The sequence below is a fragment of the Bacillus sp. cl96 genome (assembly GCF_900100505.1).
Classification (GTDB): domain Bacteria; phylum Bacillota; class Bacilli; order Bacillales; family Bacillaceae_G; genus Bacillus_A; species Bacillus_A cereus.
Map to the genome: position 1 here is coordinate 16614 of NZ_FNDM01000015.1, position 17003 is coordinate 33616.

Here is a 17003-nt window from a genome sequence, read left to right on the forward strand (position 1 = left end):
ACAAGCCGTTTCACTAATTAGTGAAACGGCTTGTTTTTAAGCGTTCAATTCTGTTTTATGCCCTTTTACTACACTACGTTTGAGTGCAGTTGCTAATATAGTAACCATACTTACTATACCAATCCAAACGAGTACAGTAACAGGTGTATTCCAGCTTAACCCTTTTCCGAAGAAGAAGATTTCTCTTAGGCCTTCAATCATAAATTTCATTGGTAACCATGAGTAAACCCAGTCTTGATAAAACGGAGACAACATCTCAGGTGCTAATGATAATAACGGTGCCCCGAAGAATAGTAATAAAGCGAATAAACCGATTCCTTTTAGCCCAACTAATGATAGTACTGCAGATATCATTAAGAAGAAACTAAAAGAAGTAATGGATAAGAATAGAGCTGTATCCGTGAAGTTCGAAATATTTAACCCTACCATCCCATCTGCAATCCATGTAAGACCAAACCCAATTACAAGTGTCGCAATAGCTCCTGTTACGATTTGTTTTACTTTTAACAGAAAGTTTTCTTTTCTTGAGCTTACTGGCATTTTACTAATCGCAATAAAAATAATCGCTGCACTAGCTAAACTTGCAATCCATAACGGCTGGAATAATGATATTGGTGAGTTACCGTTCGCACTATTTTTGCCGACCTCATTCACATTTTTCACGTTCTTTACAATAGGTGTTACTAATTTCTCAGCTTGATCTGTTGTTACAGTAGCTCCTTTTGCTTTCAACCCTTCTAATATTTGTGTACGAACAGTATTGTTCATATTATCAACAATCGCCTGTAATATTTGCCCTGCCATAGTTGATGCAGCCGTATTCATTCCTTGATTAATATATATTTCTATCTCAGGTGAAGATGGCTGTGGTGTTCGTAACGACGCTTGTTTTGCGCTAAATTCTTTCGGGATTACTAATGCCGCGTAATACTCTTTATTGTTTAATCCCTTTTGAACGGCTTCTTTATTTTTTACTTCTACCCACTTCACTGCGGGTTCTTCCTCTGATTTCGCTGTTTTTTTCATGTTATCAACGATCGTTTGCCCCATATTCATTTTCGGTTGATTTGGAATTTCTACACCTTGATCCTCATTTACAATTGCAATTGGCAAGTTTTTCGGCTGCGGTTGAACAGTTGGAAATAGCGTTAATGAAAAAATAAAAACAACAAGTAGTGCAATAACTGGTGATAAAAATAAAAGTTTATTTTTAAACATTTTCTTTTCTCCTCCCTTAATTTGATCTATAATAACCAACAACGTGTTGTTTATTTATATTTTGAATTATATGTTCGAGTTGAACCTTATACAATAATCAAAAATCGTGAATGTGTTGGTTATAAGACACATTTTCCAAATGTGTTGAGTAAAATTAAGGAGGGATATGCTTTGCGCGATAATAATTTAGATTTGCGTGTTGTTCGTACGAAAACTGCCATACGAAATGCATTGGTGGAGCTAATTGAAGAAAAAGGTTTTGACGCCATTACAGTGAAAGATATTACAACGAAAGCAAACATTAATCGCGGTACTTTCTATGCGCACTATCAAGATAAATTTGATTTAATGACAAAATGCCAAGAAGACATTATGTACGAGTTTTCTAGCATTGCTAAACAGAAATTCCCGGAAGTTATTGCTGACCTTGGATCAAATCCTTCTCCAACAATGCCATTTATACTTATCACTTCTATTCTTGAATTTCTAAATGAAAATAGTGATTTTATGAGAGCTGTACTAAGTCCGAAAGGAGATTTATCTTTCCAAACAAAACTGAAAGACTTTATGTGGAAAACATTATTTGAAGATACGAATGGTCCTCTCATTAATAAGGAGAATTTACTTGTTCCAAGCGAATATTTAACTTCTTATATGGCATCTGCACATATAGGTGTCATCCAACAATGGTTAAATAATGGACAAAAAGAAACACCTGAGGAGATTGCTCGCTTTTTATCAACAATCGCAGTTCATGGACCTTTTTATGCTGCTGGCTTAAAGAAATAAGCCCGCTTGCTTAATAATTTCTATTATTTTATTAATAACTTGAAATTTATGTTTCTGTAAAAAAAGCTGTTGAAAGGACTCCCCTTCAACAGCTTCTACATTATTAACGATATAAACGAACTGCACCTGCAGAATTATCATCTGCTTGTCCAACTACTTCAAATTTCAATCCAAATTTCGGTAATTTACGTCCTGCATCTGGGATTAAATCATTTATATACAATTTAGAGTCATCAAACTTCGTTACACCTGGTAATCCTTTGTAATCATATGTTCCGCGTGTTGGAGATACCACTTTCCATGCTGGCGTTTGGTTAAGGGAGAACGCAGCATCTGCGATTTGGAATCGTGTACTATTTTTAACAGTTGGTTTGCCGTTTAGTGTTCCAACAATTGCCTCTGGGTGAGAGTCAACAACTCCTAAGAAACCTTCACCTGGATGTAAACCAACCCAATTATCTGTAAAGCTAGAGTCTGCATACCATACTAGCAGACCTGTATTATATGGTACACCACTGCTATATTTTAACGCTTGATCAGCACCAGCATAGTTTCTCCACTCTAAATAGTAGTTATGCTTCTTCTTATCAAAACCGTCTGCTACAACAAAACCATTTAATTTAAATTTCGTTTCGCCTTCTGCATCATCAGAGAACACAACATTTCCATCTACAGTTAATGTAGCATTATCAAAAGTAAAACCGGTCGGCGCTAAACCACCATCTGTAATGTATTCGAATACTAATTTTACTTTTTGACCTTTAAATTTGCTTAAGTCATAAGACTTATCTACCCATTTACCATCTGTTGTGTCTAGACCATTTCCCACATTTTTTTCACCAATTCGATCCACTAACGTTTTCGTACCATCTTCTTTCACTGCATGTACTTCAAGGAAGTCATAATCCGTTTCAATTTCATACATTGATTTATAATCAAACCTCGCATTTGTTGCATTTGTTAAATCAAACACTGGCGTTTCTAATGTTGTATGAAGGTTATCACCTTTTGTACTATAGTAGTACTTCTTACCGAATGCAGGCTGAATACCTTTCACCTCTTTATCTGGTAAGTTAACACGAATCAGACCAGGACGATTTGATTTCGTTACACTTTGATCTAAATACGTCGCATAGCCAATACCACGATTTAATTTATTATAGTCAACCTCTACAATATTGGCCCAGTTTCCACCTATGTTCTTTTGAAAGAACTCTTTGTTTTGCGGAGAGAAACTCGGTGGCGTTGTTCCTGCAATTTTACCAGCCCAGCTACCGCCACTCATAACAGACCAGGAGTTAATTGGCTCACCTGCTCCTGTGTACTTTGTATCATACTCATCTGGAAGACCTAAATCATGACCAAATTCATGTGCGAATACACCAACCGCTCCGTCTTCTGGCTCAATTGTGTAGTCGTATGCTGCCATCTTACCGCCCCAGTTATCAACTTTTGCTTTTGTTCCTTCAATTGGATATGGTGTTCCAAGGTGCCAACGATGTGACCAAATTGCATCATCACCTAGTCTACCACCGCCCCCATCTTGCCCAACTCCAGCGTGAATGACCATTAAGTGATCAATCAAACCATCTGGTTCATTTTTATTGCCATCACCATTATTGTCATATTGATCGTATTCGTCAAATTCAGATAAATCAATACCACTTTCTACAGCCGCATTTAATGCCTCTTTTACAAAATCACGAGGTCCTTTTGGTCCCATATTATCATGACCGCCATCTCCTGCATCTGCGCCATAATCTGCCGCATTACCAGGAACTGTCAACCACTTTGTTACTGTGCCATCTACTGTATAACTACCACCAGATTGCTCTTCATAATATTGTTTAAATGTTGGTACTTTTGAACCATCAAAGAGTGTAAATGGCTCATTACCAAATAACATTTTTTGATAATGTTCTGGATTAAAATCATTTGAATACATATAACCTGGTACTTGATCAATATTGTTATGCTTAAAGTCCGCAAACTCTACTAGCAATACGAGAACTTTATCTTTACGAACATCACCGTTATATTGTTTTTGCTTCGCTGAAGTAGTTGGTACTTGGCCGTTTAATCCCCCTTTAACCGGCTCTTGTCCCGCTACTGGACCACTAGCAGGTTGATCTGCTTTTTCTTTCTCATCTGCTTTTGCATCTTTAACTTTTTTCAAAAAGTCAGCCGCTTCTCTCGTAACACTATCCCCCGCTGCTGGTTCTTTTCCCGCATTTTCTCCTTTTTTCTTCTCTACGTATTTTTCAACAGCTTTTAATGTGTCTTCTTTCGACGTAGATTCATTAATTACACCGCGTTTCTTGAGCGCATCTGCTAAACGCTCCTCTTGAATTAAATTTTCATCAATCGGACTTAAAGTTCCTCCATTAGACGGCGTTGCCGCATAAACAGATTGACCCCCATACCCAAATGTGCAACTAAGCACAGCTGCCGCCGCAAGCGTAGACAGCACTTTAAAAGGTTTTTTCTTCATCCCTATTCCTCCCCAATATTAAATACGATACAACGTTTATATATTACGGAAAATTCAGAAAATTATCAATGCATTGTCTGAATTTGTAATATTTTTGAAAAAATCCTTTGTTTTAGATGAACATACATTCTGATTCATCAATATTTCAGAAAATATTGATGAAAGTTGATAAAACTATTAAAATCATAAAGAAATCGTCCACTATATTTAGTGGACGATTTCTTTATTTATCTAAAATACAACTACAACACTTCAATATATCCTTCTGTTCCATGTACCCGAATTCGTTGCCCGTCTTTTATTAGTTTCGTAGCGTTCTCTACTCCAACAACTGCTGGCAGGCCATACTCACGTGCAATCACTGCTCCGTGCGTCATAAGCCCGCCGACTTCAGTGACTAACCCTTTTATAGAAACAAACAAAGGTGTCCACCCAGGATCGGTAAATGCCGTAACTAATATATCTCCATCTTCCAAATTCGCGTCTTCCATGTTTAAAATAACGCGTGCTCTCCCCTCAACCACTCCAGAAGAAACAGGCAAACCTACAATTGCTTCAGCCGGGAGATTTTCGCGTTTGTACTTACCTGTAATGATTTCTCCATCAGACGTGATAACACGCGGAGGTGTTAGTTTTTCATATAATTTGTACGCATTTTTTTGTTTATGAATAATCTTGTAATCTAGTTTATTTGTGCGGACGACTTCGTGAAGTTCTTCAAAAGTTAGATAGTATATATCTTCTATTTCATCCAGAACATTATTTTGCACAAGTTTCTCTGCTTCTTTCAGTAATGCCTGCTTATATATGAAATAACGATGAATCATGCCGTATTTCGGATATTCACGATAACCGATGAAATTGCGGAGGTTACAAATCATTCTCTTCGTCTCTTCTACTTTTTGTTCCCCATCCGGCAAGTGCTGCAATCGCTCTAACAACTCTTTTTCTTTTTTCAAAGCTTCCTGTAGCCCTTCTTCAAACTTCCGCTTACTAGCACCATATTCAAAGTCTCTTATATGATTTAAAATCATCGGTATAATTGTAGCTGGCTGTTCACTCCAGCGCGTTTTCGTAATGTCGATTTCTCCGCTGCATCTCATTCCATATTTATTTAGAAAAGCATCGATTGCATCCCGAACTTTTTCCCCGCCTTTAAACTGAATTAATTCATCTAAAAAGCTGTCATCTTCTACATGCTGTAAATACGCAATGACTTCCAGATACGGCCGAATCACATCTGCCACATCCAATAACGCTAGCCCCATTTCTGACGTAATATTATGTTGTACAGATTGTGAAAGTACATCTGCTGCATTTTTTTCTCCTAGCCACTGCTCCATCTTTTCATTAATCCATGATGAAGCATTCATACCTGCCATAATGATAGCTATACTTTGCGAGTTAAATAATACTTTCTTTAATTGCTGAATGTCTTCTAAAATAAAATCAAGTATATCCACCCCTGATTTCGTTTGCATGTTTCGTTTTAATTCTTCTATTGATAATTCACTATTCTTTATTAAATTCGTAACGATTTCCGGATCGTTTTCAGGTTGTTGTTGCGAACTTGCAGGTGGCACATTTTTACTAAGATCCTTTTCTTTTTCATCATCCGATAACAATTTAATAAAATTCTCTCGCTCAATTACAGTCGTTAATGCATCTCGTATGAGCGGATCCGATTTACCTAAAGTGTTTATTAAGTAATCTCTGCTAGCAGGTGAAGCTAGTCTTTGCGTAGCATCAACAAATAGTCTTCCTCCGGCTTTACACATAGGTGCACTAGTCGTTAACAGGAAAAAAGATAAACCTAATGGTTTCATCGCATCGGTCATCATTTGTTGGTGACCAACTGATATATACACGTGATTTTCCCCATCATTTACTTCTGGAATTGGATATAAAGTCGTAATCGGTCTGCTTTGGACTATATAAATTGTATCATCAACTAAGCACCATTCAATATCTTGCGGACAACCAAAATAAGCTTCGATTTGTCTTCCGATGCGTGCTAGTTGTAAAATCTGTTGTTCAGTAAGTGTTTGAAATTTTTGCTGATTAGGAGCAATTTTCTTTCTCTCTGTTCCGCCTTCTTTTCGTCCATAGATGGCTAATTTTTTCGTTGCGATGACCTTTTCGACGATTTCGTCTTCTTTTACCTTATAATTATCGGCAGAAACCAATCCAGATACTAGCGCCTCGCCAAGTCCAAAGCTGGCATCGATTGACAACACCTTCCTATTCGAAGTAATCGGATCCGCAGTAAATAAAATCCCTGAAGCCTCAGGGAAAACCATTTTTTGAATGACAACACATATAGAAACTTGATTATGATCAAAACCGTTTTGCATTCGGTATATAACCGCCCGATCTGTAAACAAAGAAGCCCAGCATTTTTTAATATGCTGCAAAATGTTTTCTTTTCCAATAACATTTAAATACGTATCTTGTTGACCAGCAAACGAGGCATACGGTAAATCTTCAGCAGTAGCACTCGAACGCACTGCATATGCATGTTCATCGCCAAAGTGCGAGAGATAATGAGCTACTGATTCCACTACATCAACTGGAATTTCCACCGCCATAATGACTTCTCTAATCTGCTTACTAATTTCACCAATTCGATCTCGTTCCTCAATTTTTAGCATTGCTAATTGATTCAATAAAGTTTGAAACGCTCCATTTTTTCCGATGACCTGTTCATACCCTACCGTTGTAACACAAAACCCTTCTGGCACTTGTATCCCTTGAATATTGGATAACTCCCCTAAATTCAATCCTTTTCCACCAACGAGAAAAAGCTGCGTTTTTTCTATTTCCTGAAAATCGAGAACGAAAGAACTCATTTGGCACCTCTCCTTACTATTCATGTGTTCTTGATTGTAACAGTAGTAAATGAGAAGAAACAGTCTATTTCGAACGTAAATTACATGATATAATTAAGTTAGGAAGAGATCATCACTTCTATTTCCCCTCTAATTCACTTCAATTACATCACCAAACTTAAACATTCTTTTATTATGAAAAGCAATCATTAGACATAATGGATTTCTATCGAACTTTGTTATGTATTTTTTATATAAATCCATATTGTAATATTTTTATAAATCTTTTATTAAGCCATAAATTCGCCTCAAAAAATAGTAGAATCTGTGACTTTAAAAGCAATATTTTTTGTTTGCACTTTATATAAATTGATATGAATCCCTCTTAATTCTAGGACTAAATTATTGTTTTTAATCCCACATTAATTCTTTTCTCAAATTCGCCAAAATGAATTTTCAAGATTAGGGAACTATAATGTCGTATTAAAATATATTAAGGGGGAGAAAAATTGGACAATGAAATGAATTACGGAAGCGATTACAAGTTTATTCCAGCAACTTCAATTGAAAGTGGTCACGGCATCGAAGTATTACGTGATTTATTTTGTTACACGATTCAAATCGTCAATATATGCTTTGTTGGAAATCCTGAGACCAATGATTTTGTTTTAGTTGATGCTGGAATGCCTAAATGTGCAAATGAAATTATCTCTATCGCTAAAGATCGATTTGGTACCAATAGTCGCCCAAAAGCAATTATTTTAACTCACGGCCATTTTGATCATGTTGGGGGAATAATTGAACTCATCAAGCATTGGGATGTTCACGTCTATGCACATCAAATGGAGATACCGTTCCTGACTGGACAACAAAGCTATCCAGAACCAGACCCTACAGTTGAAGGTGGTATGGTAGCGAAAATGTCTCCTCTGTTCCCAAACGAACCAATTGACTTAGGGAATAACGTAAAAGCGCTACCTACCGATGGAACTGTTCCCCATATGCCAGAGTTTAGATGGATTCATACACCAGGACATACTCCAGGGCATATTTCATTATTCCGAGAAAAAGACCGAACTTTAATCGCTGGGGACGCTTTTGTTACAGTGAAACAGGAGTATCTATATAAAGTAATAACTCAAGAACAGGAAATAAGCGGTCCGCCTCGTTATTTAACAACAGACTGGAAAGCCGCTAAAGAGTCAGTTCTTAAGCTAGAAAAGTTAAAGCCTCTAACCGCCGTTACTGGACACGGGATACCGATGTCGGGTGAATTGCTATCAACAAGCCTCAAAACACTCGTTCAAGAATTTGATAAAATTGCTGTACCTGATTACGGAAAATATATAGATAAAAAGATGCATTAAACGCGGGAATACTTTGTTTATTTTTATATTAATGAATCAGAATATGATACAAAATCAAAACATCAAAAAATATTAAGTTTAATATGAAAAAAACTGTACTTAGGCAACCTCTCTATTATAAGAATGGAACTATCCTTTGTGAATAAAGCTCGATATTCCGCAAATACTATCCATAGTATAAGCCTGCTTCTTACCCAGGTTGTACCTCTTACCATTAAAGGGTGATTAAAACGGGTTACGCTATATAAAAGCATAATCCGTTTTTAATGAAATATTGTATTCCATATACATTTAAACAATGGAGGAAAATAATGAAACATATTGTTGCCTTATTAATTAAGTACACAGCGATAACTGCAGTATTGCTAATCATGCTCAGTATCTTTCAAGGCATTTCAATTCCTAAAGTATTATTAATTTCTCTTTTCCTTACGGGAACTGCCTATTTAATCGGAGATCTCTTCATTTTACCTAAATACGGAAATGCGATTGCTACAATGGCAGATTTCGGCTTAAGCTTTTTCGGAACTTGGTTACTAACATCCTTGTTTACTAATTTAGATGCTACTCGTAATATTGGATTTTCTTCATTTTTAGCTGCTTTAATTATTGGCGGAATAGAAGTTTTCTTCCATATTTATATGCAGAAGTTAGTACTGCGTAATGACAATAAATTAAGAGAACATAATCATATTCCCCATGATAAATACGCTATGGAGATATCAGATGAATATATGGATTCTTCCACAATAAATAAGTCCAAGCTTGAGGATACACCTAAAAAATAAAAAAGTGGCCAACGCCACTTTTTTATTTTTGTTTATTACGCTTGGTCAGAATTTCTTACATGTAATGGAGGTGGAACTACCCATCCCTTTTTCTTACTTAAACGTAGCAGGGTTACACCTGCCTGCGCTTTTTTCATATGAAATTGTCCGAATAACATACCTACATCTTCTCGAAGGCATTTTCCCATTACTTGACTACATGTCACAAGTCCAGCTGCTAATCCTGTAGAAACAGCTGCAGCAATTTCAACATCATTAATACGCGCTCCCGGAGGAATGTCTTCAATAGATGCAACTGGTCGTTCTGGAGGAGCAGGCGGTAAAGCGACCCCATTAATCTTTAAAAGAGCTTTTAATTCTTCTATTTCCGAATTCATATCATTTTCAATTAAGCCTTCTAAAAACTTCTTCAAATCTTCATCACCTGTGTGATTCATAAACACTTGATGGCTTGCAATTGCACCCTGTGCAGCAAGAAGATAACTCCAAATGTCAAATACTTCTCCGTAATGTAAAGGTTCATTTTGAGGATTTCCACTTAATATACCCATTTTTAAATTCCTACCTTTCGAAAATATCATAATAAATATTGATTTCAATATTGAAATCAAATTTTTAAGTATGCTTTTTCCTGCAAAAGATTTTCTACTATGCATGGAAAACACCTTTCCAACACTGCGTGTTTATTGTTTAGGAAAGTAGTTTACAAATTAAATACTCAAAGATTATGAAAGAAGATTATCAATAATCTTTGAGTGAGAATCTGTTTAATATAAGGTTTTTTATTTTTATGAATACACAAAAGAAATTGATTTACATATTTGCTATATTTTAAGCCAATTTACTTAGCGGTTAGCTCTACCACCAAGTTGTTGTTCTGCCATTGCTACTAAACGTTTTGTAATTTCACCACCAACAGATCCGTTTGAACGAGCTGTTGTATCTGCACCAAGTTGTACACCAAACTCTTGTGCAATTTCATATTTCATTTGATCAAGAGCTTGTTCAGCGCCTCGAACTAATACTTCATTACGACTTCCACTATTATTTTTTCCCATATTGTTTCACCTCCGATGTTTTTAATATGCTACAAATTATGAAATAATAATTATCCTTTTTATGGAAATTAGATTATGAATAAAAATTGATTTTTTTCTTAAAGTAGGGCAAAACATATAAGAAAGAATAACTGATATAACATACTTTCATAACAACACTATGTATACTTTCTAATTCCCTTCAGTAAACAAAAGAAAGATTTCTATTTCACCAAGAGATTAAATAAAATTATGTTTTGAGACATAATCCAAAAGGAGATATGAGATGAAAGCTGTAACCTATCAAGGACCAAACCAAGTACAGGTTAAACAAGTGGATGATGCAAAATTAGAGAAAAAAGATGATATTATTGTAAAAATTACTTCAACCGCTATTTGCGGTTCTGATTTACATCTATATCAAGGCAACATGCCCTTACCTCAAGGATACATTATCGGCCATGAACCAATGGGAATCGTTGAAGAAGTCGGGCCAGATGTCACTAAAGTGAAAAAAGGCGATCGTGTTGTCATCCCATTCAACGTTTCTTGTGGACATTGTTTCTATTGCCAACATGAAATGGAAAGTCAATGTGATAACTCAAACCCTCATTACGATTCTGGTGGATACTTTGGTTATACAGAGAAATTTGGTAATCATCCGGGCGGACAAGCAGAATATTTAAAAGTTCCTTTTGGAAATTTCACTCCATTTGTTATACCGGAATCATGCGAACTTGAAGATGAATCCCTACTATTTCTATCAGATGTTTTACCAACAGCCTATTGGAGTGTAATAAACGCAGGCGTTAAGCCAGGTGATACTGTTATCGTCCTTGGTTGTGGACCTGTTGGATTAATGACACAAAAATTCGCTTGGATGCAAGGTGCTAAACGTGTAATTGCAGTGGATTACTTAGATTATCGGATGAATTATGCAAAAAAGATTAACAATGTTGAGGTATTTGAGTTTACAAAATTCCCCGATATGGGAGAACATTTAAAGGAAATTACACGTGGCGGTGCTGATGTAGTTATTGATTGTGTGGGGATGGATGGAAAAAAATCGCCTCTAGAATTTCTGGAACAAAAATTAAAATTACAAGGTGGAACTCTCGGTCCAATTCAAATCGCTACGAAAGCCGTAAGAAAATATGGAACGGTTCAAATGACCGGCGTTTATGGTGGCAATTATAACGCCTTTCCACTCGGTGCATTTTGGGTTAGAAATATTAATCTTAAAATGGGACAAGCACCTGTCATTCATTTTATGCCGGAACTATTTGAAAAAATAACAAATAAAGAATTTGATCCAAAAGAGATTATTACACACAAAATTCCCCTTGAAGAAGCGAGTTATGGTTATCAGATTTTTAATAATCGTGAAGACGACTGTATAAAAGTCATTCTGAAGCCTTAAAGCTACAATTCATTATTCTTAATGAAAAGATAAGATTACATTTCGTAATCTTATCTTTTTTTATTAAATGCTAAGTATCTATCCCCTATTTTCATCTCACATCTAAAATAGTTATTTTCAAAAACTTTGCATTTTGAGGCAATAAATAATTGGTAAAAACATGAATTAAAGTATTAAGTAACCAAATAGCGGACACGATAACAATGTTAACTAACTTAAAAGAGGTGTACTTCATGTTTTATTATAAAGAAGAACTGATTAATATTATCAAGCCGGACAAGCCAGATCCAGCTGCCGCAAAAGTTTTACAAGAAATATTAGGTGGGCATTATGGCGAAATGCGTACAATGATGCAATACTTCTTCCAAAGCTCAAATTTTAGAGGGAAAGAGAAGCAATATCGTGATTTACTTCGAGGTGTTTTTTTAGAAGAAATAAGCCATGTAGAACTTGTACAACATACAATTAATCAACTATTAACTGGATCTGGTGAACCTACACCAGGAAATGCAGGTGTTGACACGGCACCACTTGATGAAGCGGTTAAACATGCCAATCCTCATCACTTTATTGTAGGTGCTCAAAGTTCATTGCCCGTTGATGCAGCTGGCAACCCATGGAATGGATCTTGGGTATATAGCCATGGGAATTTAATTAGCGATTTATTAGATAACGTAGTACTTGAATCTACAGGTGTACTTCAAAAAACTAGAATTTATGAAATGAGTTCCAATCAAACTTTTAGAGAAACACTTGCATTTTTAATTGTACGTGATAATGCACATCAAAATGCTTTCGCAAAAGCTTTAGAGACATTGGGTGTTGAATGGGGGAAACTCTTCCCTGTGCCGAACTATGATATTAATAAATACCCAGAGTGCAGAAAGTATGTAGACATGGGATTCCATAACGCACAATTTAATTTTAGCTTAGATCCAACAAGAATGGGAGAAATATTCCAAGGTGAATCACCAAGTAGAAACAAAGGAACATTAGCAGTAACGGACCCGCCAAAAGGTTTTCCTGTACCAGAACTTCCTGAAATGCCAAATGAGCATAGTCCTGGATTAAAAGATATTGGTCTTTGAGATTATTATGGCCAACTATTGATTCATGGTTGGTCATAGTTTTTTATAAAGATTCATGTAAACTTGTTGTTAACATGATAAGATGTTTTAATAAATCCTCTTTATTTAAAAGTGATGTTGATTATATTGCTGCTCCTCTTAATTTTGTTTCTATGAACTATTAAACGCCACTGTTACTTACTTATAATCTCCCTACCTCTATTCACGTATAAAATCCCTATATTGTAAACAAAGAGGAGGGACTTGTCCCCCCTCTTCTTTTAATTTTTCTTTAAAAGAGTTGCTCCTGCAATCCCTGGGTGTGTCATTTCGAATGGATCTAGAATTAACTCTAAGTCCTCTTGTGACAATACACCATTTTTCACACAAAGTTCTCGAACAGATTGCCCTGTCGCGATTGCTTCTTTCGCAACGCGAGCTGCTGCTTCATAACCGATATGAGGGTTCACGGCTGTAATAATTCCTACACTTTTCTCAACATACTCTTTTAAGCGATCTTCATTCGCTTCAATTCCTTTTAAGCAATTATCTGTAAAGGCACGGAAACCGTTATTCATAATGCTAATCGATTGCAGTAAGTTGAAAACAAGTACTGGTTCCATCACGTTTAATTCTAATTGTCCTGCTTCTGAAGCAAGGCAAATTGTATGATCATTACCTATTACTTGGAACGCAATTTGATTAATAACTTCTGGCATAACAGGATTTACTTTCCCTGGCATAATAGATGAACCTGGTTGACGAGCTGGTAACATAATTTCTGCTAAACCAACACGTGGACCTGATGCCATTAAGCGAAGGTCATTTGCAATTTTAGACATATTCATCATACATACTTTCAGTGCTGCAGATACTTCAGTATACGCATCCGTATTTTGCGTCGCATCTACTAAATCTTCTGCACCAACAAGCGGTAATTCACTGATTGCAGCTAAATGTTTTACAACTGCTTCAATGTATTCTGAATCTGCATTTAAGCCTGTACCAACTGCAGTTGCCCCCATATTTACTTCATATAAATGTTGACGCGATTGTTGAATTCGTTTCATATCACGTTCAAGTACGCGAGAGTATGCTTTAAATTCTTGTCCAAGACGGATTGGCACAGCGTCTTGTAAATGTGTACGTCCCATTTTAATCACATGATCGAACTGTTCTGCTTTTAATTCAAATACATCATGCATATAACCCATCGTTTGTAATAAGCCTTCTAATGCATTTAACGTTGCGATATGAATCGCCGTTGGGAATGCATCATTTGTTGATTGGGCCATGTTTACATGACTATTTGGACTAATATAATGATAGTCTCCCTTTTCCATCCCTAATAATTCAAGAGCACGATTGGCAATGACTTCATTTGCATTCATGTTCATTGAAGTACCCGCTCCGCCTTGGATTGGATCTACGATGAAATGATCATGCCATTTTCCATCAAGAATTTCTTGAGCAGCTTCTGCGATCGCGCCGCCCTTGTTCAATTCCAATCTTCCTACATCTGTATTCGCAAGCGCTGCTGCTTTTTTTACAATTGCGAACGCTCTAATTAAACTTTCATGAATTTTATACCCTGTAATCGGGAAATTTTCAACAGCGCGTAAAGTCTGAATTCCGTAATATGCCTCAATAGGTAATTCCTTTCCTCCCAAAAAATCATTCTCCACTCGCACGTTCTTGTTTGTCATTGCCATTTTAATTTCTCCCCCATATTAAATGTAAAGCCTAAATAAATCATATGAAGTCATTACCAATCCTTATCAGATTTTATTGTTAAATCGTAGGCTAAAGGCTCTTCAATAATTTTTTTAATCTCTTCTAATTTATTAGTTTTCCCAAGCGCCCACATCAATTTTGCTATGATGGCTTCCGTATTCATATCTCCAGACAATATTACTTGATGTTGCGCCACTTTCCGTCCTACTTCATAGAGAAGTATGTCTTCTCCTTCTTCCAGGCATTGAGTAGTAATCACTACAGCAATCCCCATTTCAGTCAACTCTTGAATTTTCGAAAGCAAGTTCCTTCCTTCAAAAGGTAATCCACCGTTTCCAAAACTTTCAATAATAATCCCTTTATACAAATCTTTTAAACAATCAAATACCTCAGGCTTTGTACCTGGATACAATTTCATAAGAAAAACATCCGTACATAAATTAGTATTTATTGAAAGTTCACTATGTGAGGAAGTTGGCTTCCAATGATATTTCACTTCATCTTCATTTACCTCAGCAACATATGGATAATTCACACTTTCAAATGCATCATAACTTTTTGTTCGCATTTTAACTGCTCTCGTCCCAATAATCACCCTACTATCAAAAACAATAAACACACCGCCAACATCCTCACAGGCAAACCTAAGAGCATCAGCTACATTTTTCTTTGCGTCTGTCTTTTTAAAACTAATAGGTACTTGTGAACCTGTTAAAACAACTGGTTTTCTTAAACCTTGCAGCATATAAGATAACGCAGAAGATGTATAAGCTAACGTATCCGTTCCATGTGTAATCACAAACCCGTCATAGTCATCATAGTGATTAAAAACAGCATTAGCTATTTCTTTCCAGTGCTCAGGTTGCATATTGGTACTATCAATATTCATTAAGATTTTGCAATCTATTTCTAAGTTTCGAGAAGACTTCGAAAAATAATTCAATAATTCCTCAGCGGACAATCCTGGAACAAGCCCCTCATTCCCCTCCACAGATGCAATTGTCCCACCAGTTGCAAGTAATAAAATTTTCTTCATACACAACCCCTCCATAAAATAAACAACGATATATCGTTCGCGTAATGCGTATTTATATTTATCATTATAGAACTTAATTTGAATTAATCAAGATTTTGTATTCAATACGCGTACTTTTTTTCTATTCTTGATTCTTTTTCTATGTTATAATTAATTTAATAAAATTAGATGGGGTATGAGACGAATGCTGGAACGTTTATCTAAATTAAGAAAAAATCAAAAATGGTCCTTACAAGAGACAGCAGATCGACTTGGGATTGCGAAAAGCACCTATGCCGGGTATGAAAATGGTTATAGATTACCTTCATTACAATCTTTATCAAAAATAGCCGATTTATTTGATACATCTGTAGATTATATATTAGGCCGAATTGATCATTCACATCAAAACAAAGATGTAATTGATATTACAAGACTCCTAAACGATCCAGATCCAACACTTTTAATAGATGGAGAAGCACTGTCAACAGAAGAGATAATAGATTTTATTGCTTTTGTGAGAAGTAAACGAGAACTAAGTTCCAAGAGAATAGAAAATATTGAACCAACATGTAAAAGTTGATTCAATAAAAAACGAAGACACTGTACTCTTTAAACTTAGAAATACTTAGACAATTAATTTGCAAACGGTTTATATAATGAATTCTTAGCAGCTGGCCTCATTCGGGGACTTATACTTGGAAACAATCCCATTGGTTATATGATTCAATTATTTTTCATCATTTGTGTAGTGGTAGCAGCTATTTCCGGAGGTTTCACATCCAATAAATCAATTATCATGAAACAAGGATTTCTCGCTATTTTAGCGTTGCTTGCCCTTTTATCTGTCATATAGAACTAAAGCTTTTCAATAAAGGAACTCACTTTTGAAGAATACGCCATTCTTTCTGTAGATTTATAAGAAAGAATGGCGTTTTTGTATGTCTATTTCTGCATCGAAAGAATTTGAAAGTATAACAGAATTTAAACAAGAATTAGCAAAGTATATAAAATACTATAATCATGAAAGAATCAAGGAAAAATAAAAGGAAATGAATCCCGTATTGTACTAGGCTCATTCCCTAGAGGCTACTTAATAAACCGACCTTTCTAACTTTCGGGGGCACAGTCTAGTTGAAGTGCTACAAGCAACGAATTTACTATTTTAAAGTTAAGTGTTTAACCTTGAAGTACTTAAATTCTTTTTTCCAGACAAAGCATACATTATATCTTGATGCTTTATTGTCCT

Annotated in this window: 13 protein-coding genes and 2 pseudogenes; 8 read left to right on the forward strand and 7 right to left on the reverse strand. The window is 35.8% G+C overall.

Features of this window, described 5'->3' with window-relative positions; translation table 11 throughout:
- Positions 1-36: 36 nt before the first annotated feature.
- Complete coding sequence (locus tag BLT20_RS24940; protein ID WP_000475842.1) at positions 37-1218, reverse strand: YhgE/Pip domain-containing protein; 1182 nt, start codon at positions 1216-1218, stop codon at positions 37-39.
- A 171-nt stretch (positions 1219-1389) separates the two neighbouring features.
- Here BLT20_RS24940 and BLT20_RS24945 point away from each other — a divergent pair, with 171 nt between their 5' ends.
- Positions 1390-2007: a TetR/AcrR family transcriptional regulator gene (locus BLT20_RS24945; protein WP_001205505.1), complete on the forward strand. Its 618-nt coding sequence runs from the start codon at positions 1390-1392 to the stop codon at positions 2005-2007.
- A 103-nt stretch (positions 2008-2110) separates the two neighbouring features.
- Here BLT20_RS24945 and BLT20_RS24950 read toward each other — a convergent pair whose 3' ends face one another.
- A complete protein-coding gene (locus BLT20_RS24950) occupies positions 2111-4498 on the reverse strand; it encodes an immune inhibitor A domain-containing protein (RefSeq protein ID WP_000728989.1) in 2388 nt (795 codons plus the stop codon).
- A gap of 242 nt (positions 4499-4740) precedes the next feature.
- Positions 4741-7347 carry a phosphoenolpyruvate synthase gene (gene ppsA, locus BLT20_RS24955; protein ID WP_000094185.1) on the reverse strand — a complete coding sequence of 869 codons (2607 nt, stop codon included), beginning with the start codon at positions 7345-7347 and terminating at the stop codon, positions 4741-4743.
- Between the two features lie 488 nt (positions 7348-7835).
- On the opposite strand from ppsA, the gene BLT20_RS24960 reads away from it, so the two are divergent.
- Together BLT20_RS24960 and BLT20_RS24965 are read left to right on the forward strand one after the other, a co-directional pair.
- Entirely contained in the window at positions 7836-8693 is an 858-nt protein-coding gene (locus BLT20_RS24960) for an MBL fold metallo-hydrolase (RefSeq protein ID WP_000368288.1), read from the forward strand.
- A gap of 311 nt (positions 8694-9004) precedes the next feature.
- Positions 9005-9481, forward strand: coding sequence for a YndM family protein (locus BLT20_RS24965; protein WP_000680665.1), 477 nt, complete (start codon positions 9005-9007; stop codon positions 9479-9481).
- 35 nt (positions 9482-9516) lie between these two features.
- Here BLT20_RS24965 and BLT20_RS24970 read toward each other — a convergent pair whose 3' ends face one another.
- Entirely contained in the window at positions 9517-10032 is a 516-nt protein-coding gene (locus BLT20_RS24970) for a DUF3231 family protein (RefSeq protein WP_001986359.1), read from the reverse strand.
- Positions 10033-10326: 294 nt separating this feature from the next.
- The gene (gene sasP, locus BLT20_RS24975) at positions 10327-10539 is read right to left on the reverse strand and encodes a small acid-soluble spore protein, SasP family (RefSeq protein WP_000517671.1); all 213 of its coding nucleotides are present in this window, start codon (positions 10537-10539) and stop codon (positions 10327-10329) included.
- A 265-nt stretch (positions 10540-10804) separates the two neighbouring features.
- Here sasP and BLT20_RS24980 point away from each other — a divergent pair, with 265 nt between their 5' ends.
- Together BLT20_RS24980 and BLT20_RS24985 are read left to right on the forward strand one after the other, a co-directional pair.
- A complete protein-coding gene (locus tag BLT20_RS24980; RefSeq protein WP_000649086.1) occupies positions 10805-11938 on the forward strand; it encodes a zinc-dependent alcohol dehydrogenase in 1134 nt (377 codons plus the stop codon).
- A 233-nt stretch (positions 11939-12171) separates the two neighbouring features.
- Positions 12172-13026, forward strand: coding sequence for a manganese catalase family protein (locus BLT20_RS24985; protein ID WP_000500357.1), 855 nt, complete (start codon positions 12172-12174; stop codon positions 13024-13026).
- Between the two features lie 260 nt (positions 13027-13286).
- On the opposite strand, the gene aspA is transcribed toward BLT20_RS24985, so the two are convergent.
- Both aspA and ansA read right to left on the reverse strand, forming a co-directional pair.
- Positions 13287-14717: an aspartate ammonia-lyase gene (gene aspA, locus BLT20_RS24990; RefSeq protein ID WP_016124803.1), complete on the reverse strand. Its 1431-nt coding sequence runs from the start codon at positions 14715-14717 to the stop codon at positions 13287-13289.
- A 53-nt stretch (positions 14718-14770) separates the two neighbouring features.
- On the reverse strand, positions 14771-15775 hold the full coding sequence (gene ansA / locus BLT20_RS24995; protein WP_000722302.1) for an asparaginase: 1005 nt from the start codon (positions 15773-15775) through the stop codon (positions 14771-14773).
- Between the two features lie 184 nt (positions 15776-15959).
- On the opposite strand from ansA, the gene ansR reads away from it, so the two are divergent.
- The 3 genes and pseudogenes from ansR to BLT20_RS25010 all read left to right on the forward strand — a co-directional run.
- Positions 15960-16337 carry an HTH-type transcriptional regulator AnsR gene (gene ansR, locus BLT20_RS25000; RefSeq protein ID WP_000893564.1) on the forward strand — a complete coding sequence of 126 codons (378 nt, stop codon included), beginning with the start codon at positions 15960-15962 and terminating at the stop codon, positions 16335-16337.
- A gap of 57 nt (positions 16338-16394) precedes the next feature.
- A pseudogene (locus BLT20_RS25005) lies at positions 16395-16610 on the forward strand (DUF1304 domain-containing protein); the annotation flags it as partial.
- A gap of 103 nt (positions 16611-16713) precedes the next feature.
- Positions 16714-16800 (forward strand): annotated as a pseudogene (locus tag BLT20_RS25010) (IS3 family transposase); the annotation flags it as partial.
- Positions 16801-17003 lie beyond the last annotated feature (203 nt).